Source organism: Scandinavium sp. (genome assembly GCF_036271055.1).
GTDB lineage: Bacteria > Pseudomonadota > Gammaproteobacteria > Enterobacterales > Enterobacteriaceae > Scandinavium.
Genome location: NZ_DATBBJ010000100.1, coordinates 110,839 through 129,223, shown reverse-complemented (window position 1 = coordinate 129,223; position 18,385 = coordinate 110,839). Strand labels below are relative to the sequence as shown.

The following is an 18,385-nucleotide window of genomic DNA, read 5'->3' as shown; positions in this document are numbered from 1 at the left end:
TCCACGTTTCGCTCGGGCCTTGCCGCTACAGTGTTCAAAGCCTGTCATAACAAAAAAATACGTGTAACGAGGTCCTGATTCCGATGGCGAATTTCTTTATCGATCGCCCCATTTTTGCCTGGGTGCTGGCCATTCTGTTGTGTCTGACAGGAACCCTGGCGATTTTGTCGCTTCCAGTTGAGCAATACCCCGATTTAGCGCCGCCAAACGTGCGCATCACCGCCAACTATCCAGGCGCTTCGGCGCAAACGCTGGAAAATACGGTCACGCAGGTTATCGAGCAGAATATGACCGGGCTCGATAACATGATGTATATGTCGTCCCAGAGCAGCTCTGCCGGGCAGGCAACGATCACTATTACCTTTACCGCAGGTACTGACCCTAACGAAGCGATGCAGCAGGTGCAAAACCAGCTGCAATCGGCGTTGAAAAAGCTGCCGCAGGCCGTGCAGGATCAGGGCGTGACGGTGCGTAAAACCGGGGATACTAACATTCTGACCATCGCCTTCGTTTCGACGGACGGCAGCATGGATAAACAGGATATCGCCGACTACGTCGCCAGTAACGTGCAGGAGCCACTGAGTCGCGTGAACGGCGTGGGTAACATTACGGCTTACGGTTCACAGTACTCGATGCGCATTTGGCTCGATCCTTCCAAGCTCAATAGCTATCAAATGACGACTCAGGATGTCACCGATACCATTAGCTCGCAGAACGCCCAGGTGGCGGTGGGTCAGTTGGGTGGTACGCCATCGGTGGACAAACAGGCGCTCAACGCCACGGTGAATGCGCAATCGCTGCTGCAAACGCCGCAGCAGTTCCGTGATATCACGCTGCGCGTCAATAAAGACGGTTCACTGGTGACGCTTGGTGATGTGGCAAAAGTGGAATTAGGCGCTGAAAACTACGATTACCTGAGCCGCTACAACCGCAAACCCGCTTCAGGATTGGGTGTTCAGCTGGCATCCGGCGCGAACGAAATGCAAACTGCCGAAGCCACGCTGGCACGACTCGACGAGCTGTCGCACTACTTCCCGCACGGGCTTGAATACAAAATTGCCTACGAGACGACTTCGTTCGTTAAAGCCTCGATTCACGACGTCGTGAAAACGCTGCTGGAAGCCATCGCGCTGGTGTTCCTCGTGATGTATCTGTTCCTGCAAAATTTCCGCGCGACACTGATTCCGACTATCGCGGTGCCAGTAGTGTTGATGGGCACGTTCGCGATTTTGTTCTCCTTCGGCTATTCGATAAACACGCTGACGATGTTCGCGATGGTGCTGGCTATCGGCCTATTGGTGGATGACGCCATCGTGGTGGTGGAAAACGTCGAGCGAATCATGACCTCCGAAGGGCTATCGCCCCGTGAGGCAACACGCAAATCGATGGGGCAAATCCAGGGCGCGCTGGTGGGTATCGCGATGGTGCTGTCGGCGGTGTTTATCCCGATGGCCTTCTTCGGAGGCACTACCGGGGCCATTTATCGTCAATTCTCAGTGACCATTGTGTCTGCGATGGTGTTGTCGGTTCTGGTCGCGATGATCCTCACACCGGCCCTGTGCGCCACGCTGCTCAAGCCATTGCACAAAGGCGAGCAGCACGGTCAGAAAGGGTTCTTCGGCTGGTTTAACCGGGTGTTCAACAGCAGTGCCGAACGCTATGAAAACCGCGTTGGAAAAATTCTGCACCGCAGTCTGCGCTGGATCCTGATTTACGTGCTGCTGCTCGGTGGAATGGTGATCCTGTTCGTCAAACTCCCGACCTCTTTCCTGCCGCAGGAAGACCGTGGCATGTTCCTGACGTCTATCCAGTTGCCAAGCGGCTCCACTCAACAGCAAACGCTGAAAGTGGTGGAAAAAGTTGAGGACTATTTCTTTAAAAACGAACAGGCCAACGTTGCCTCCATCTTTGCCACTATCGGCTCCGGCCCGGGTGGCAATGGTCAGAACGTGGCGCGTATGTTTGTGCGCCTGAAAGATTGGGACGATCGCGATTCGTCAACCGGAACATCGTTCGCCATTATCGAGCGAGCAACCAAAGCGTTTAACAAAATCAACGAAGCCCGCGTGTTCGCGAACAACCCACCGGCTATCAGCGGGCTGGGCAGTTCGGCAGGTTTCGATATGGAGTTGCAGGATCACGCCGGGCTGGGCCACACCGCGCTGATGGCGGCCCGTGACAAACTGCTGGATATGGCGAGCAATGAACCGGACTTAACCCGCGTGCGTCACAACGGTCTCGATGACAGTCCACAGTTGCAGATCGATATCGATCAGCGCAAAGCGCAGGCGCTCGGCGTGTCGATCAACGATATCAACGACACCATGCAAACGGCCTGGGGCTCGGATTACGTCAATGACTTTATGGACCGCGGGCGCACCAAGAAAGTGTATGTCCAGTCGGCCGCGCCGTATCGCATGCTGCCGGATGACATCAATTTCTGGTATGTGCGTAACAGCAGCGGTGAAATGGTGCCGTTCTCAGCCTTTGCCACTTCACGCTGGGAAACCGGCTCGCCGCGACTGGAACGCTACAACGGCTATTCTGCGCTGGAAATCGTGGGCGAAGCCGCACCTGGCGTGAGTACCGGTACGGCGATGGATATCATGGAACGGCTGGTCAGCCAGCTGCCGACCGGGTTTGGCCTCGAATGGACGGCGATGTCCTATCAGGAACGCCTCTCCGGCGCGCAGGCCCCTGCCCTGTATGCCATTTCACTGCTGGTGGTGTTCCTGTGTCTGGCGGCGCTGTATGAAAGCTGGTCGGTGCCATTCTCGGTGATGTTGGTGGTGCCGCTGGGTGTTATCGGCGCGCTGCTCGCCACGTGGATGCGCGGACTTGAGAACGACGTGTATTTCCAGGTGGGGCTGCTGACGGTGATTGGTTTGTCGGCGAAGAACGCCATTCTTATCGTTGAGTTTGCCAACGAAATGAATGAGAAAGGCCAGGATTTGCTGGAGGCAACGCTCCACGCCTGCCGTCAGCGTCTGCGCCCGATCCTGATGACATCCTTAGCCTTCATCTTCGGCGTGCTGCCGATGGCCACCAGTACTGGCGCAGGCTCTGGCAGCCAGCATGCGGTCGGTACCGGCGTGATGGGCGGTATGATCTCTGCGACCATACTGGCTATCTTCTTCGTACCGTTATTCTTCGTGTTAGTACGCCGCCGTTTCCCGCTGAAAGAGAAACCGCAATAAACTGAACATCTCCACTAAATAAAGTGCAATGACATTATATAAAAGGCGATCGCAAAAAAACGATCGTCTTTTTGTATTGATAATACTTTTGAGATTATTACTCATATATTCAGGTACAAACTGGTACATTCATTCAATGAATTCCTTCAGGCCTATCTGATAGATATGTATATAGAGTTTAATCTTCTTGAAGCGCGTTTCTAAAAATATTTTTTTGTTTTCCACATGAGAAAACATGACGATTCAAGGTATCAAAAAAAAAGTTTATGCTGATAATTCGCATTTTCACCCCACCCAAACAACACTTCCCGAAATTCAATTAACTCCTTAAAAAACAATCACATACAACAGCATCGCGTATATCAGCAAGATGTAATAAATCCATTTTTAGACCCTAATTTTTTTTGCCAAAAAAAATCAATCACATTAAGATATACTTTCACTTATAATTAATATTATTAAGCTGGATGATAGGGACATTTAATATAAATATTAAAAATACTGCTAATATCATTTCAATCAAACCTCAAATACTGAAGAGGAAGAGCAGATTAAGAAGCTAATTTATAATATAAAAGCCACTAATGTCTTATGTAATGCTATTCATTTGTTCTTCAATAAAGAGATTGACCATGAAATCAACCTTCAGGAATGATATTACAGCGACCAAGGTTCGCATTCTTATGTGCGAAGACGACTTTGATCGATGGTATTTATCTCGAAACGATTACAGTTGTTTTACCAAAGAAGAAATCAAAGCTTTGCTTGAAGATGAAAAACCCAGTATTTACCCATGCATACCTCTCCAACAAGAGGACGACAACATTATTTATGTTGGATTAGATCTCATCAGACATTGGTTTGATGCACTACAGGAAAAAATTTAGTTTATTGTTACGCATTAATTCGTAACTACAGTTAAATTTTCAAACATCGCATGCAACTTAAGATAAATTTCCTCGTTGATATTTTTAATAGAAGCAGATTATCACGCTAACAGACTGATTTCATAAACTTATAAAACCAACAAAAATCAAAAATCTGCTAAACTGTAACATAACTATACTCTCTGGGGACGACATGCCATGAAACCTGAAGAACACATTATTGCACTGACTAATGCTGTTACTGACCCCTCACGCATACAAGCGGGACGTGAAAGACAAGTCATTTCATTAAGCAGGTATCCTGCTCCAGTCTGTATAATTATACATGAAGGCGTCATCTCAATATTTCGTGAAAAAGATCATGTTATGATCACCAACGTCAGTGCACCTTTCATTATTGGAGTTAATTTACTCATAGAAAAAAATCACGATGTTTATATTCAAGCAAGAGGCTCTATTCGTTACGAGGTTATTGCACGTGACGAATTCGTCGAAACATTAGAACAAAAAGATCTCTGGCGCAACCTTTCCTATGTGTTCATGTATAACTCAAAACGATTCCTCGAATACAGTTCACTTTCAGTTGGCGTATCAACCTATGCAATTGTATGTAATAATTTGAAAAGATTAATGACTGAACCTGAGAACCTTCGCGCAAAAATAACGGCATGTGAATATATTAAAGACAAAACCCAACTTTCCCGTAGTGGCATAATGAAAATATTAAGCGACCTAAAGCTTGGTGGTTATATATCTATAGAACGTGGCATTCTGCTGGATATAAACAAACTGCCAGACAAATATTAATAGGCTCGATAGAATTAACACGTTGAACTTATTATAAAACGTCAACGATACGTTGAGCCAACTAGCTTGGCGCATCAAGCCCCCTGTTCTTGGTTAATAGTGAAATTTATTATACCCGTTTTATTTTTCGGAATTAATTTTACGATCAAAACACAGTAAAACGTATTGCAACCCAAAAAAACTCAATTTCCACATCGAAAAAATTCATTGGAAAACTGTATAGCTTATGTCAATAGATGCAAAATTTGAGGAATAATCGCGCCTCTGGTTTCCCACCTAAAAAAACCATAAAACGTGAACAATATTCGTACAACTAAGCAAAAAAGCGACCTGAGGTCGCTTTTTTATCGCTTCTGCAAAGTAACACAACGTTCAAACAGCTAGCGCACTACCCACTATGGAATTATTTACGAAGCATATCTTCGATAAAATCTTTCCAGTTTCCCAGTTCACGTTCGATCATAACAGCCTCTCTTATTATTATGGTTATTGTACGAAAAGAACCTGGTGTTGTGAAGATGGTTCAACCCATTGCTGCGATAACTGGCCCGATGCGCCGTATCACAGGGCTTGCCATAACTATGACCGATACCCATTAATTTAATGTGACTTACTGCAACATTCTGAAACAGTGATGCCGATATATGATTTCACACAATTATGCAATTTAAATGAAAATTCATTCACTTCAGATGTGAAGATATTTTGCTGACGTATAGTCTGGTTGTCGGTATTATTTCGCGTATGATATTTTCCTGATTTTTAATTATTCGAAAAATCTGAGCGATTCACCTGTTTCGACGCAAAAGGATTCATCATGATTACGATGTATGGCATTAAAAACTGCGATACTATCAAGAAGGCCCGTCGCTGGTTGGAAGAAAATCAGCTGGAGTACCGCTTTCATGACTACCGGGCTGACGGCCTTGACCGCGCATTACTTGATACGTTTATTGCCGAATTGGGCTGGGAAGCGCTGCTGAATACGCGCGGTACGACCTGGCGCAAACTGGATGAAACGCTGCGAGCGTCAATTACCAACGCCGATGCCGCCGCCGCGCTGATGCTCGAAATGCCAGCAATCATCAAACGCCCATTGCTCTGCGCCCCCGGTAAGCCTATGCTGCTGGGTTTTAATGTTTCCAGTTACCAGACGTTTAACGAGGTGTAGTGTATGTCATGCCCGGTCATTGAGCTGACTCAGCAGCTTATTCGCCGCCCTTCTCTTAGCCCCGATGATGCGGGCTGCCAGGCGCTGATGATTGAGCGCCTGCGCGCGATTGGTTTTACCGTAGAAGCGATGGATTTCGGCGATACGCAGAATTTCTGGGCGTGGCGCGGTCAAGGGGAAACGCTCGCGTTCGCCGGTCATACCGATGTCGTGCCTGCGGGTGATGCCGACCGCTGGATTAATCCCCCGTTCGAACCCACTATCCGTGACGGTATGTTGTTTGGTCGCGGTGCAGCCGACATGAAAGGGTCGCTTGCGGCCATGGTCGTGGCGGCAGAACGCTTCGTCGCTCAGCATCCCAACCATAAAGGCCGTCTGGCGTTTCTTATCACCTCTGATGAAGAGGCCAGTGCGACGCACGGAACCGTGAAAGTGGTTGAAGCGCTAATGGCGCGCAACGAACGCCTGGATTACTGCCTGGTCGGCGAGCCGTCCAGTACCGAAGTGGTTGGCGATGTGGTGAAAAATGGCCGTCGCGGCTCTCTCACCTGCAACCTGACGATTCACGGTGTGCAGGGTCATGTTGCTTATCCACATTTGGCGGATAACCCGGTCCATCGCGCGGCCCCCATGCTCAATGAGCTTGTGGCGATCGAGTGGGATAAAGGGAATGAATTCTTCCCGCACACCAGCATGCAGATTGCCAATATTAATGCGGGCACTGGCAGCAACAACGTGATCCCGGGCGATCTGTTCGTGCAGTTCAACTTCCGTTTCAGCACTGAACTGACCGATGAAATGATCAAACAGAAAGTCCTGGCGCTGTTGGATAAACACGAACTGCGCTACAGCGTGGACTGGTGGCTCTCCGGCCAACCGTTCCTGACCGGACGCGGCAAGTTAGTCGATGCGGTGGTGAACGCCATTGAGCACTATAATGAAATTAAACCGCAGCTGCTGACCACGGGTGGCACGTCCGACGGGCGCTTTATTGCGCGGATGGGCGCTCAGGTTGTGGAACTCGGGCCGGTGAATGCGACCATTCATAAAATCAATGAATGTGTGAACGCCGCCGACCTGCAGCTTCTGGCCCGGATGTATCAGCGGATCATGGAACAACTTGTCGCGTAGCGGCATTACTCAAAGAGGTATCAGGCATGGACTGGCTGGCAAAATATTGGTGGATCCTGGTGCTGGTGTTTTTGTTAGGCGTTATTCTCAACGTCATCAAAGATCTCAAGCGCGTCGACCCGAAAAAATACATGGCGAACAAGCCGGAGCTTCCTCCGCATCGTGATTTCAACGATAAGTGGGACGACGACGACGAGTGGCCAAAGAAAAAGCCTTAAATAGAAAAGCGCCCATTGGGCGCTTTTCTGTCTGTTAGCTCGCGGCTAATCACAGCAGTTCGATAATATCGTCATCCTGCGGTTTACCGCCGCTCAGGGCTTCGTCGAAGTAGTGTTTCGGCACGGTAAAACGCAAATGGTCGAGCGCAAACTGCATACTGCGATCGTCAATGGCGTGACCGAGATCGTCGACGATATCCAGTGTCACATCCCCACCCGCCTGCTCCAGCGCTTCCTGAGCCGCCACGGCATAGGCTAAATCAATCACTCCGTCTTCCCCGCCGTGAATCAAATGCACGGTCGTCGCGGTACTGGCTTTTGTTGGCAGCGTGGCAAAACGTCCGTTAAAGGCAATAATTCGCGAGGCTAAACCTGGGGCCGCTTTGGTACTTTCGAGCGACATAATCGAGCCTTGTGAGAAACCAATCAGCGCTGTCGCCTGCGGGTCAACACCGCTCTCTTTTTGCCAGTAGCGAACCGTTTCAATAAACGTCGGCATAATCGCATCAATGCGCTGCTGACGATTTTCTTCCGTCACGCCCTGTACCGAAAACCACTGGCGGCCCGTTGGGCCACAAGGTTCTGCCCCGCCGACGCTGATAATCAACGCGTCAGGAAACAGCGGCGCAAACCAGCTGCCAATCTGCCCCATCGCCACCGGATTATCGCCTACGCCATGAAACAGCAGCAGCAGTTGTTTGGCTGGGGCTGATGGGCTCTGAACAACAAAATGATCATGTTTCATGGCTTTCTCCTTCGTTTGTTACAGGGGAGTCTACGCCGTCGGGCATTAATGACCATGACATTTAACTGAATGACTTTGTTAAAAAAACTGCAGGTTTTTGACGTGTTTCGCGAGTAGCAGACAGCGTTCGGCATCGAGAAAATCCAACGCCATTGCAGTTTCCTGTCGTTGCATCGCCAGCAGCGCTTTTCGCCCGCCATGCGCTGATTCAGCCTCATTTTTAAGCGTCAATGTGTTGCGCAGCGCGGGCAACGGTAAATCAACGGTCGCTATCAAGCGATTAAGACTGCCAACCGCCGCCATAAATGGGCGATGTGCAAAAGCAAACCCGCTCAATTCCTGCCAGTCATCATCAGTAAGGATAGCCTTTGTCGGGGGATTCGTAAGCGAGTCTGCATCATCACGCCAGGCGGCAAGCCAGAACGCATCTCGCCCGAAGCGGCCCTGCTCACGCTCTGCCAGTTGAATGCCCGCCTCGCTCAACGGAAAGATGGCCATTGCGGTATAGCAACCACTGCTGGCTTCCCGATGTGTACCTAAACGCACCAGATGAAAACCACAGCGCTGCCAGAAATGCCACAGCTCATCGGTGAAGCCAAAACTCACTGACAGATAATCGCAATCAGCCGTCTGCGCAATCACCTCTTCAATCATCCGCTGACCGATGCCCTGACGCTGTAGTTGTGGATGAATGGCGATGCGGCTGATGCGTCGGCTTCGTAATGTCGCGGCCTGTGGGCTACCCCCGTGAGCCGCCAGGGATTGCGCTACCAGATTGCCACGCGGGCGACGAAAACCAGCCCACACTGCCTGACTCAATTCCGGACTGAGGCCGCCCTCATCCACCAGCCACAGCGCGCCAGTCAAACTGTCACCTTGCTGTGCAGAAATAAAATGCTGGCCCGGCGCATCCATCATCCGCCGTAAATCGAGCGGTGAAGTTCGGTAATGCGCAGCAGAAAGCAGACGGTACATCGCGACGGGCAGGACGGGTTCATGTACCCATGCAGTTTGTTCAACGCGCTGAATACGTAATTTGTCAGCAACAGGTAACACTGGCAGGGCGTCATCAAACATCAGCACATCACTGATAAACCTCTCCAGCGGACAACCGCTGGCCCAACGCACAGGTTGCTCCAAAGTAAACGATTTCAGGCCGGGAAAGCGCGCACAGAACTTGAGTAAAAAACCACGCCCGGTGCCTTCATAGCCCTGCACGGTCGTGGTCAGCAGCGCGTGGGGAAAACGATTGACCAGCTTTTCCAGCAACGGGCCGGGGATCGCAGCGGCTTCATCGACAATCAGCCACTCTGCTTGTTCTGTTGACGCCAGAAGCGCATCGGGTGCCATAAAACAAAAATGCTCACCGGCAAACTGAGCGAGTACGTCTGTTGCGGCCTTTGCTGGCGCAGTCACAATCGCACTGACAGAGAGAGTTTTCAGATGCATTCCTGCCAGCGCCGACTTCCCGCGCCCGCGTTCAGCGGTCACTACCGCGACACCAGGCGGCAATGTTTTCAGTTCGGCAAGGATCCTGGCTTGTTCTGCCTGCGGCTCACCGTTCGCGGGATACCATTCCGGGCGAGAAATAAACGCAGGTTGACTCAAGGATTGATGTTGTTGCCAGACCAGCGTTTCGCCGTCGCTTTGCAACGCCCGGCAAAAATGGCGAACAAAATTGGGTGTGGGGATGGGTTCTGCGCTGTCGCTCCAGCGAAGTGAATCGGCATCGGTCAGCGCGGGCCATTGATTCAATGGCGGCGTTAGCAGAACCAGCCAACTTCCGGCTTTTAGCGTGCCGGCAAGTGCAGCAAAAGCGGCGACATCGAAGCCTTTACGCGCATCAAAAAAGGCGTGTTCATATTCACGCCCCAGAAGAGTTTTTAGTGAAGACGGCGCGCAATACGGTTCTGGCTGGGTTTCTGGGCTGATCAACAGCCCATCGCCGCCGAGTCGCTGACGCAGTAGTAATGCCTGCTGATGGCTCCAGTCTGCCTCGCCACTCAGCACCAGCAGACGGCGAATGCCCTGCGCTTTCATTTCCACGCAATGCGCGAGGATGGCATCCATGTCATTCATGATTTAATTGAGCGCAGTTTTACCGAAGGTGTTGCATTGGTTCGGATCACCGCTGTCAAAGCCGCGTTTGAACCAGCTGTAACGCTGCTGTGATGTGCCGTGCGTAAAGCTGTCCGGTACGACGCGGCCCTGGCTTTGCTGTTGCAAACGGTCATCACCAATCGCTTCAGCCGCGTTCAGTGCTTCCTGTACATCACCCGCTTCCAGCACACCCTGCTGTTGCATGCTGTGGCCCCAGACGCCAGCGAAACAGTCTGCCTGCAATTCCATTTTCACCGACAGGCGGTTGACGTCAGCCTGAGAAGCATTCTGCTGCATCTGGCGCACTTTAGGCTCGATGCCAAGCAGCTTCTGCACGTGATGCCCGACTTCATGCGCAATCACGTAGCCCTGAGCGAAATCGCCGTCAGCGCCGAGTTTGCTTTTCATGTCATCGTAGAAAGAGAGATCGATATAGACGGTGCTGTCTGCCGGGCAGTAGAACGGCCCCATGACCGACTGGCCCGTGCCGCATCCGGTGCGCGTAGCCCCGCGATACATCACCAGTTTTGGCTGCTGATATTGACGGCCCATTTTCTGGAAAACCTGCCCCCAGGTATCTTCTGTGGTAGCAAGAATAACGGAGGTGAATTTGGCCGCTTCGTCATCATTCGGGCTGATAGAACGCTGCGCCGTTTGCTGCTGGGTCATCGGTTGTCCGGTCAACATGCCGGTGAGATCGACACCGTAATAGCCCGCCACAACCACCACAATCAGCAAAATAATGCCGCCTTTACCGCTGGGAAGACGAAATCCCCCGCGCCCGCCGCCCATCATCGGAGGCATTCCGCCGGAATCATTTCGCCTGTCTTCGACATTGTCGCTTTCGCGACGACCTTGCCAACGCATAACAACCTCTGTATTTCGTGTTCCTGATACAGTGATCGTAGGCGGTTCAGCGCGGAATTACCATAGTTAACAAGGCAGATAGCAAAAGAGGATGCTAAGCATCCTCTCAATTTAGAAGGACTTAGCCTTAATCGAGCGTCACACCTAAACGACGAGCGACTTCTTCGTAGGCTTCAATCAGGCCACCGAGGCTCTGACGGAAACGGTCTTTGTCCATTTTATCCAGGGTGTTTTTATCCCACAGACGGCTGCCGTCAGGGGAGAATTCATCACCCAGCACCACTTTGCCGTTGAACAAACCGAACTCAAGTTTGAAGTCGACCAGAATCAGACCTGCGTCATCGAACAGCTTTTTCAGCACATCGTTGGCTTTGTAAGTCAGTTCACGCATGGTTGCCAGATTTTCTCTATTAACCCAACCAAACGTCTCGCAATACGACTCATTTACCATCGGATCATGCATTTCATCGTTTTTGAGGAACAGGTCAAACAGCGGTGGGTTCAGCTCAATGCCTTCTTCAATGCCCAAACGCTTAACCAGTGATCCTGCGGCACGGTTACGGATCACGCACTCTACCGGCACCATATCGAGTTTTTTCACCAGACATTCGTTGTCGGACAGCAGCTGTTCCATCTGGGTCGGAATGCCCGCCTCTTCCAGCTTGCTCATAATGAAGTGGTTAAACTTGTTGTTCACCATTCCTTTACGGTCGAACTGTTCAATACGCGCTCCGTCACCGGCTGACGTATCATTGCGGAATTCGAGCACCAACAGATCCGGGTTTTCGGTGCTGTAAACGGTTTTCGCTTTGCCGCGATACAACTCAGCTTGCTTTTGCATCTTTCAATACTCCGGGTAGGAAAATGGACATTAAAATCGGTTTTTCTGCCGACGCACACGTTTGCGTATGGTAACAGAAAAAAGGGCTGGTTTGCGCCAGCCCTTTTATTTCTTACTTAAATGCAGCCTGGAACACCGCCACCAGCGCATCGTTCTGCGACTGAGTCAGCGTATGCCCTTTCGGATCGATGAACTGCATGCTGCTGCGGTTATCGAGATCGCCGACCTGCAATTTGTAGTCACCGGAAGTCAGGCCCGGATCTCGTGCACCGAGATCACGCCAGCCACTGTCAGACAGCGGTTTGTAGGTCACAGCCATACTGCCCTGAGAGCGGGTGTTGTCAGTCACTTTCATGCCTGCTTTTTCCAGCGCTGCCGGGAGTTTCTGCCACACCTGGTTGAACGGACCACGCACGACCAGCATTGGTAAGCCGGTGTCATCAGCGGCGCTCTGCACGTCAAAGGTTGCCCCGTCGCGGCTTTGCGCTGCGTTTTGCGCAGTCGTGGCGTTTTTATCCAGACCCGCAGAGATCACGTTCAGCATTTCAGCGCTGTAACGCTGCATGGATGCGGCATCCGCAACCGGTTTACCGGCCTGTTCCAGATTAATCAGTTTGACTACGACAGCCTGCTGATAGCCCTGTGGTTTCACAGACACCTGGTAACGACCACGGTATTGCTGATCTTCGTCCAGACGGTTCCACTGCACCCAATCGGTGGTCAGGGTTTGCGTCGCATCATCGCGCTTGTCGATGGTGTAATTTTTGTCCTGAATGATGCTCACTACCTGCGGCCACAGGTTACCGCTACGGCCACTTTCGACCATCAGCGAGGCGGTATCACCCGTGAACTGGGTACGCGCGCCTGAAACCAATGCTAACGGCTGTGCTGGCGGACGAATATCCAGCCCTTTACCCGTGGCACCGTCGCCGCGAGCAACCGGGATGTTGTAATCACCGTTCTGGATAGGCAGGATCATGCCAGCTGGCGCATGAAGCTCGGAAAGCGGTGGCGCTTCCAGATAGGCTTCATCACCACTCACCTGGCGCTTGTAGCGCGAATCGGAACTACAGGCTGCGAGGAGCAGAACAAGCGAAACACCCGCAACTTTTGCCAGCTGCGACTTCTGTACTGAGTAAGCCATCAAATCTCCCTAAACTTTACAGCAAACCGGCATGCTTCAGCGCGGATGCCACCTCGTCACGGCCATGGGCAGTGATCGGGGTCATTGGCAGGCGCAGCGTATCGGTCGCCACAAGACCCAACTCCTTACAAGCCCATTTCACTGGGATAGGATTGGGTTCGACAAATAATTTATTGTGCAACGGCATCAGACGCTGGTTAATCGCACGGGCTTCATTAAAGCGACCGTCGGCGGCCAGTTTACACATTTCTGCCATTTCGCGCGCGGCTACGTTTGTGGTGACGGAAATCACACCGTGACCACCCAGTTGCATGAAGTCGAGCGCGGTGGCATCGTCGCCACTCAGCAGAATAAAGTCGTCTGAAACCAGCTCTTTGATCTGGTGAACGCGACTTAAGTTCCCTGTGGCTTCCTTAATAGCGATAATATTTTTGATTTTCGCCAGACGCCCAACGGTTTCCGGCAGCATGTCGCAGCCAGTACGAGACGGCACATTATACAGAATTTGTGGCAAATCAGTATGTTCAGCGATCGCTTTAAAATGCTGGAACAGACCTTCCTGAGTCGGACGATTGTAGTACGGCGTGACTGTCAGGCAGCCGACAATACCACTGTTATTGAAGCGCTGGGTCAGGCTGATAGCCTCTGCGGTCGCGTTAGCGCCCGTGCCTGCAATGACCGGAATGCGCCCATCAGCAAGTTCAACAGTCATCATCACCACATCACCATGTTCATCGTGGCTCAGGGTGGCGGACTCTCCGGTAGTGCCTACCGAAACAATCGCCGAGGTTCCGCTGGCGACATGGTAATCAATCAGTTTTTTCAGACTGGAGCGGTCGACCTGACCTTTTTCATCCATCGGCGTGACAATCGCTACAATACTTCCCGTGAACATGGGCCATCCTCAGTGCTGATGTGCAGACAAGAGCCTCAATGGTACGTTTGGTCTTGTTATAAAAGCAAGAGACGGGAGGCCCTCAGGATGTTGTATGCCGGTTTTTTTTATGCTTTCCTAGTCACAACCTCCCCTTTTCACAGGAAGAACAGGTTTGACAGCCTCCCTACATCACTATTTGGTGATTACCGCGCTGGGTGCCGACCGCCCTGGTATCGTAAACACCATCACTCGTCACGTCAGTAGCTGTGGCTGCAATATCGAAGACAGCCGCCTGGCGATGCTTGGCGATGAGTTCACGTTTATCATGCTGCTCTCCGGCACCTGGAATGCCATTACCCTCATTGAATCGACGTTACCGTTAAAAGGGGCGGAACTGGATCTCCTGATTGTGATGAAACGTACCTCGGCGCAACCGCGCCCGGCGCAGCCATCAACCGTATGGATTCAAGTGGAAGTGCCTGACTCGGCGCATATTATCGAACGTTTTACCGGGCTGTTAGACGCGCACGGCATGAACATCGCCGAGCTGGTTTCTCGCACGCAACCGGGCGAGAAAGAGGTCACCCCGCAGCTATTTATTCAGGTGACTGCGCACAGCCCGGAGTCGCAAAATGCGGCAAAGATCGAACAAGCCTTTAAAGACCTGTGTACAGAATTGAAAGCGCAAGGCAGTATAAACGTCGTCAATTATTCACAGCATGATGAACAAGATGGAGTTTCGTAATGACCCCACTGAAAGCCGGTGATCTCGCACCGAAATTTAGCTTGCCTGATCAAGACGGCGAGCAAGTAAATTTAACCGACTTCCAGGGACAGCGTGTTCTGGTTTATTTCTACCCGAAAGCCATGACCCCGGGCTGCACCGTGCAGGCCTGTGGCTTACGCGATAATATGGATGAGCTCAAAAAAGCGGGTGTTGAGGTGCTGGGTATTAGCACTGACAAGCCGGAAAAGCTCTCCCGTTTTGTCGAAAAAGAACTGCTGAATTTTACCCTGCTCTCTGATGAAGACCATCAGGTCTGCGAACAGTTTGGCATCTGGGGCGAGAAGTCCTTCATGGGCAAAACCTACGACGGCATTCATCGCATCAGCTTCCTGGTCGACGGTAGCGGCAAAGTCGAGCACGTATTCGACGATTTCAAAACCAGCAATCACCACGATGTAGTGCTGAACTGGCTGAAAGAAAACGCCTGATAACACCAGTAAGCAAAAGGCCCGTTCGCTCATCGCCAACGGGCCTTTTTCATTTCTAAGCCAGCTTATTCTTCCACAATCGCCGGACTGTCCGGCCAGGCATGAACCACCGCTTTGACAAGCGTTGCCAGCGGGATAGCAAAGAACACGCCCCAAAAGCCCCACAGTCCGCCGAAAATCACCACCGAGAGAATAATCACCAGCGGGTGTAGATTCACCGCTTCGGAGAACAGTACCGGCACCAGCAGATTGCCATCGAGACCCTGAATAATCAGGTACACGGCAAACAGACTCCAGAATTCGGAGCCAAGACCGAACTGGAACAGCGCCACAAAGACCACCGGAATGGTCACCACAAACGCACCAATATAAGGGATCAGCACCGACACGCCCACCAGCACCGCCAGCAGCAGCGAATAGTTGAGGCCAAACAAGCGGAAACCAATCCAGGTGGCAATGCCGACCACAATCATCTCCAGTACTTTGCCACGGATATAGTTGGTTATCTGCTGGTTCATCTCCTTCCACACCTGCCCTGCCAACCCGCGATTGCGCGGCAGCACACGGCGCACGGCGTTAAGCATCTGTTCTTTATCTTTCAGCAGGAAGAACACCATCAGCGGCACCAGCACCAGATAGACCGCCAGCGTCAGCAGCCCCACCAGCGAGGCGAGGGAATATTTCACCACCGAATCGCCCATCGTCAGCATGCGGCCACGCATGTTTTCGGCCATCGCATCAATAATGCCTGCGTCCATCAACGCCGGATAACGACGCGGCAGCGTGGCGGCATAATCAGACAATTTATTGAGCATCCCCGGCATATCGCGGATTAAATTGATGCCCTGTTGCCATGCCACAGGCATGACGACAAAGGCCATCAACATCACGACGCCAACAAACAGCACCAGCACGATGGACGTTGCCAGGCCGCGCGAACAGCCAATGCGCTCGAGACGAACGGTCGGCCATTCGAGCAGATACGCGAGCACAATCGCTACCAGAAGCGGTGCGAGCAGCCCACTGAAAAAGAAGAGAATGCCGAACCCGGCAAGCAGAATGACCAGCAGCGCTATCGCTTCCGGGTCGCTGAAACGACGACGATACCACTGCATTAACATTTCGAGCATAACTACACCGTTCCCTGAATGGCGGGCAAAAGGCCCGCGTGAATTGTATCGAAATGTCACAAAATTGCCTGCGCTTTTTGTCTTACACCGCACCCTGTAGCAAAAGTCGCGTAAGGGTGTTTTCAGCCGTGCCGCAGACAGCTAAACTGCCAGGGCAGCCGACAGTGGAACGTTACGCCGCGTTGTCGGTCAAACTGGCACACCCAACATACAGGACCGAGCTATGTTCAGGCAGTTAAAGAAAACGCTGGTTGCGACTCTCATCGCGTCGTTGACCCTGGGCCAGGCATTGCCCGCCTTTGCGGACTCCGCAGATTCACTGCCAGATATCGGCACGACCGCAGGAAGCACACTTTCCATCGGGCAAGAGATGCAGATGGGCGACTATTACGTACGCCAACTGCGCGGCAGCGCGCCGCTTATCAATGACCCACTTTTGGTTCAGTACATTAACGGTCTTGGTATGCGCCTGGTGTCACATGCCAATTCGGTGCGCACTCCGTTCCATTTCTTTTTAATCAATAACGACGAGCTGAACGCCTTCGCCTTCTTTGGCGGGAATGTGGTGCTGCACTCGGCGTTGTTCCGCTATGCCGATACCGAAAGCCAACTGGCGTCGGTAATGGCGCATGAAATTTCACACGTTACCCAACGCCACCTCGCCCGTGCGATGGAAGATCAGAAGCGCAATGCGCCGCTGACCTGGGTGGGCGCGCTCGGTTCGATTCTGCTGGCAATGGCAAGCCCGCAGGCCGGGATGGCGGCGTTGACCGGTACGCTGGCAGGCACACAACAGGGGCTGATTAGCTTCACGCGACAGAACGAAGAAGAAGCCGACCGAATCGGGATTCAGGTGCTGCAACGCTCGGGTTTCGATCCGCAGGGCATGCCGCAGTTTATGGATAAGTTGATGGACCAGTCACGCTATTCGTCGAAACCACCTGAAATGCTGCTGACGCACCCCTTGCCGGAAAGCCGTCTGGCGGATGCGCGCAACCGCGCCAACCAAATGCGCCCGGTGGTCACGCAATCTTCGGAAGATTTTTACATGGCAAAAGCGCGTACGCTTGGCATGTACAACAACGGGCAAAACCAGCTGAGAACTGACCTGCTCGACGGCTGGTCAAAGGGCAATATCCGCGAACAGCACGCCGCGCAATATGGTCGCGCCCTGCTGGCAATGGAAGCGAATAACTTTGGTGAAGCCAGCAAACAATTGCAGCCGCTGCTGGCCGCAAATCCGCAAAATACCTGGTATCTTGATCTCGCGACGGACATTTCACTGGGACAGAACAAGCCCGATGAAGCGGTCAATCGCCTGAAAGCGGCGAAAGATCTGCGCATCAACCCGGTACTGCAATTGAATCTGGCTAACGCCCTGCTTGAATCAGGCAAACCAGCAGAAGCAGCGACGCTGCTTAACCGCTACACCTTTACCTACAAAGATGATTCCAACGGCTGGGATTTACTGGCGCAGGCCGAAGGCAAGCTCGGTAATCGCGATCAGGAACTGGCGGCGCGTGCGGAAGGCATGGCGCTGGTAGGACGGCTCGATCAGGCGATTTCGCTGCTCAGCAGTGCCAGTTCACAGGTGAAGCTTGGCAGTCTGCAACAGGCCCGCTACGACGCGCGAATCGACCAGTTCCGTCAGTTGCAGGAAACATTTAAACCCTATATGAAGATGTAAGGACACCCGATGAGTCATGCGGTTACGATTTACCATAACCCACGTTGCTCCAAGAGCCGCGAAACCTTAGCCCTACTGAAAGATAACGGCGTTGAACCAGAGGTGGTGGTGTATCTCGATACACCACCGGATGCAGCGACGATCAAAAACCTGCTGAAAATGCTCGGCATGAGCAGCGCCCGTGAACTGATGCGCCAGAAAGAAGATCTCTACAAAGAGCTGAACCTGGACGACAGCACGCTCAGCGAGAGCGCCTTGATTGATGCGATGATGGCTCATCCAAAGCTGATTGAGCGCCCAATTGTGGTGAAAAACGGTCAGGCGCGGATTGGTCGTCCACCGGAACAGGTGCTGGAAATTATCTAATT

General features: G+C 52.0%; 18 protein-coding genes. 10 read left to right on the top strand and 8 right to left on the bottom strand.

What is annotated here, in order from left to right:
• Positions 1-83: 83 nt before the first annotated feature.
• From acrD to VH187_RS21600, 3 genes are all read left to right on the top strand, one after another.
• Positions 84-3,197, top strand: coding sequence for a multidrug efflux RND transporter permease AcrD (gene acrD, locus VH187_RS21610; protein ID WP_329703488.1), 3,114 nt, complete (start codon positions 84-86; stop codon positions 3,195-3,197).
• A gap of 632 nt (positions 3,198-3,829) precedes the next feature.
• Positions 3,830-4,084 carry a hypothetical protein gene (locus tag VH187_RS21605; RefSeq protein WP_329703487.1) on the top strand — a complete coding sequence of 85 codons (255 nt, stop codon included), beginning with the start codon at positions 3,830-3,832 and terminating at the stop codon, positions 4,082-4,084.
• 198 nt (positions 4,085-4,282) lie between these two features.
• Positions 4,283-4,891 carry a helix-turn-helix domain-containing protein gene (locus VH187_RS21600; RefSeq protein WP_329703486.1) on the top strand — a complete coding sequence of 203 codons (609 nt, stop codon included), beginning with the start codon at positions 4,283-4,285 and terminating at the stop codon, positions 4,889-4,891.
• A 403-nt stretch (positions 4,892-5,294) separates the two neighbouring features.
• Here the strand turns inward: VH187_RS21600 and ypfM are convergent, their stop codons facing one another.
• Positions 5,295-5,354: a protein YpfM gene (gene ypfM / locus VH187_RS21595; protein WP_100780840.1), complete on the bottom strand. Its 60-nt coding sequence runs from the start codon at positions 5,352-5,354 to the stop codon at positions 5,295-5,297.
• 354 nt (positions 5,355-5,708) lie between these two features.
• On the opposite strand from ypfM, the gene VH187_RS21590 reads away from it, so the two are divergent.
• The 3 genes from VH187_RS21590 to VH187_RS21580 are packed head-to-tail and all read left to right on the top strand — an operon-like array spanning position 5,709 to position 7,411.
• Positions 5,709-6,062 (top strand): ArsC family reductase, encoded by a 354-nt coding sequence (locus tag VH187_RS21590; protein ID WP_329703485.1) that lies wholly within the window; start codon positions 5,709-5,711, stop codon positions 6,060-6,062.
• Between the two features lie 3 nt (positions 6,063-6,065).
• Positions 6,066-7,193, top strand: coding sequence for a succinyl-diaminopimelate desuccinylase (gene dapE, locus VH187_RS21585; RefSeq protein ID WP_329703484.1), 1,128 nt, complete (start codon positions 6,066-6,068; stop codon positions 7,191-7,193).
• Between the two features lie 26 nt (positions 7,194-7,219).
• Positions 7,220-7,411: a YpfN family protein gene (locus VH187_RS21580; RefSeq protein ID WP_329703483.1), complete on the top strand. Its 192-nt coding sequence runs from the start codon at positions 7,220-7,222 to the stop codon at positions 7,409-7,411.
• 49 nt (positions 7,412-7,460) lie between these two features.
• Here VH187_RS21580 and ypfH read toward each other — a convergent pair whose 3' ends face one another.
• The 6 genes from ypfH to dapA form a co-directional block, all read right to left on the bottom strand.
• On the bottom strand, positions 7,461-8,156 hold the full coding sequence (ypfH, locus tag VH187_RS21575; protein ID WP_329703482.1) for an esterase: 696 nt from the start codon (positions 8,154-8,156) through the stop codon (positions 7,461-7,463).
• A 78-nt stretch (positions 8,157-8,234) separates the two neighbouring features.
• Positions 8,235-10,235: a tRNA(Met) cytidine acetyltransferase TmcA gene (locus VH187_RS21570; protein WP_329703481.1), complete on the bottom strand. Its 2,001-nt coding sequence runs from the start codon at positions 10,233-10,235 to the stop codon at positions 8,235-8,237.
• A gap of 3 nt (positions 10,236-10,238) precedes the next feature.
• Positions 10,239-11,123 carry a KPN_02809 family neutral zinc metallopeptidase gene (gene ypfJ, locus VH187_RS21565; RefSeq protein ID WP_329703480.1) on the bottom strand — a complete coding sequence of 295 codons (885 nt, stop codon included), beginning with the start codon at positions 11,121-11,123 and terminating at the stop codon, positions 10,239-10,241.
• Positions 11,124-11,250: 127 nt separating this feature from the next.
• Positions 11,251-11,964 carry a phosphoribosylaminoimidazolesuccinocarboxamide synthase gene (gene purC, locus VH187_RS21560; protein WP_329703479.1) on the bottom strand — a complete coding sequence of 238 codons (714 nt, stop codon included), beginning with the start codon at positions 11,962-11,964 and terminating at the stop codon, positions 11,251-11,253.
• 112 nt (positions 11,965-12,076) lie between these two features.
• Complete coding sequence (gene bamC / locus VH187_RS21555) at positions 12,077-13,108, bottom strand: outer membrane protein assembly factor BamC (RefSeq protein ID WP_329703478.1); 1,032 nt, start codon at positions 13,106-13,108, stop codon at positions 12,077-12,079.
• A gap of 16 nt (positions 13,109-13,124) precedes the next feature.
• Entirely contained in the window at positions 13,125-14,003 is an 879-nt protein-coding gene (gene dapA / locus VH187_RS21550; RefSeq protein WP_329703477.1) for a 4-hydroxy-tetrahydrodipicolinate synthase, read from the bottom strand.
• Between the two features lie 154 nt (positions 14,004-14,157).
• Here dapA and VH187_RS21545 point away from each other — a divergent pair, with 154 nt between their 5' ends.
• Positions 14,158-14,730 (top strand): glycine cleavage system transcriptional repressor, encoded by a 573-nt coding sequence (locus VH187_RS21545; protein ID WP_329703476.1) that lies wholly within the window; start codon positions 14,158-14,160, stop codon positions 14,728-14,730.
• A complete protein-coding gene (bcp, locus tag VH187_RS21540) occupies positions 14,730-15,200 on the top strand; it encodes a thioredoxin-dependent thiol peroxidase (RefSeq protein WP_329703475.1) in 471 nt (156 codons plus the stop codon). The genes VH187_RS21545 and bcp overlap by 1 nt, the downstream gene beginning before the upstream one ends.
• Before the next feature lie 65 nt (positions 15,201-15,265).
• Here bcp and VH187_RS21535 read toward each other — a convergent pair whose 3' ends face one another.
• Positions 15,266-16,330: an AI-2E family transporter gene (locus VH187_RS21535; protein ID WP_329703474.1), complete on the bottom strand. Its 1,065-nt coding sequence runs from the start codon at positions 16,328-16,330 to the stop codon at positions 15,266-15,268.
• 223 nt (positions 16,331-16,553) lie between these two features.
• Between VH187_RS21535 and bepA the strand changes: the two genes are divergently transcribed.
• Together bepA and arsC are read left to right on the top strand one after the other, a co-directional pair.
• The gene (bepA, locus tag VH187_RS21530; RefSeq protein WP_329703473.1) at positions 16,554-18,017 is read left to right on the top strand and encodes a beta-barrel assembly-enhancing protease; all 1,464 of its coding nucleotides are present in this window, start codon (positions 16,554-16,556) and stop codon (positions 18,015-18,017) included.
• Positions 18,018-18,026: 9 nt separating this feature from the next.
• Entirely contained in the window at positions 18,027-18,383 is a 357-nt protein-coding gene (gene arsC, locus VH187_RS21525) for an arsenate reductase (glutaredoxin) (protein ID WP_329703472.1), read from the top strand.
• Positions 18,384-18,385 lie beyond the last annotated feature (2 nt).

What these genes read in the sequence shown, in the direction of transcription:
- VH187_RS21535 (WP_329703474.1), bottom strand. Translation starts at nt 16,330, where the DNA reads ATGCTCGAAATGTTAATGCAGTGGTATCGTCGTCGTTTCAGCGACCCG.
- bamC (WP_329703478.1), bottom strand. Translation starts at nt 13,108, where the DNA reads ATGGCTTACTCAGTACAGAAGTCGCAGCTGGCAAAAGTTGCGGGTGTT.
- ypfJ (WP_329703480.1), bottom strand. Translation starts at nt 11,123, where the DNA reads ATGCGTTGGCAAGGTCGTCGCGAAAGCGACAATGTCGAAGACAGGCGA.
- VH187_RS21580 (WP_329703483.1), top strand. Translation starts at nt 7,220, where the DNA reads ATGGACTGGCTGGCAAAATATTGGTGGATCCTGGTGCTGGTGTTTTTG.
- dapE (WP_329703484.1), top strand. Translation starts at nt 6,066, where the DNA reads ATGTCATGCCCGGTCATTGAGCTGACTCAGCAGCTTATTCGCCGCCCT.
- bcp (WP_329703475.1), top strand. Translation starts at nt 14,730, where the DNA reads ATGACCCCACTGAAAGCCGGTGATCTCGCACCGAAATTTAGCTTGCCT.
- ypfH (WP_329703482.1), bottom strand. Translation starts at nt 8,156, where the DNA reads ATGAAACATGATCATTTTGTTGTTCAGAGCCCATCAGCCCCAGCCAAA.
- arsC (WP_329703472.1), top strand. Translation starts at nt 18,027, where the DNA reads ATGAGTCATGCGGTTACGATTTACCATAACCCACGTTGCTCCAAGAGC.
- purC (WP_329703479.1), bottom strand. Translation starts at nt 11,964, where the DNA reads ATGCAAAAGCAAGCTGAGTTGTATCGCGGCAAAGCGAAAACCGTTTAC.
- VH187_RS21590 (WP_329703485.1), top strand. Translation starts at nt 5,709, where the DNA reads ATGATTACGATGTATGGCATTAAAAACTGCGATACTATCAAGAAGGCC.
- dapA (WP_329703477.1), bottom strand. Translation starts at nt 14,003, where the DNA reads ATGTTCACGGGAAGTATTGTAGCGATTGTCACGCCGATGGATGAAAAA.
- VH187_RS21600 (WP_329703486.1), top strand. Translation starts at nt 4,283, where the DNA reads ATGAAACCTGAAGAACACATTATTGCACTGACTAATGCTGTTACTGAC.
- VH187_RS21570 (WP_329703481.1), bottom strand. Translation starts at nt 10,235, where the DNA reads ATGAATGACATGGATGCCATCCTCGCGCATTGCGTGGAAATGAAAGCG.
- acrD (WP_329703488.1), top strand. Translation starts at nt 84, where the DNA reads ATGGCGAATTTCTTTATCGATCGCCCCATTTTTGCCTGGGTGCTGGCC.
- bepA (WP_329703473.1), top strand. Translation starts at nt 16,554, where the DNA reads ATGTTCAGGCAGTTAAAGAAAACGCTGGTTGCGACTCTCATCGCGTCG.
- VH187_RS21605 (WP_329703487.1), top strand. Translation starts at nt 3,830, where the DNA reads ATGAAATCAACCTTCAGGAATGATATTACAGCGACCAAGGTTCGCATT.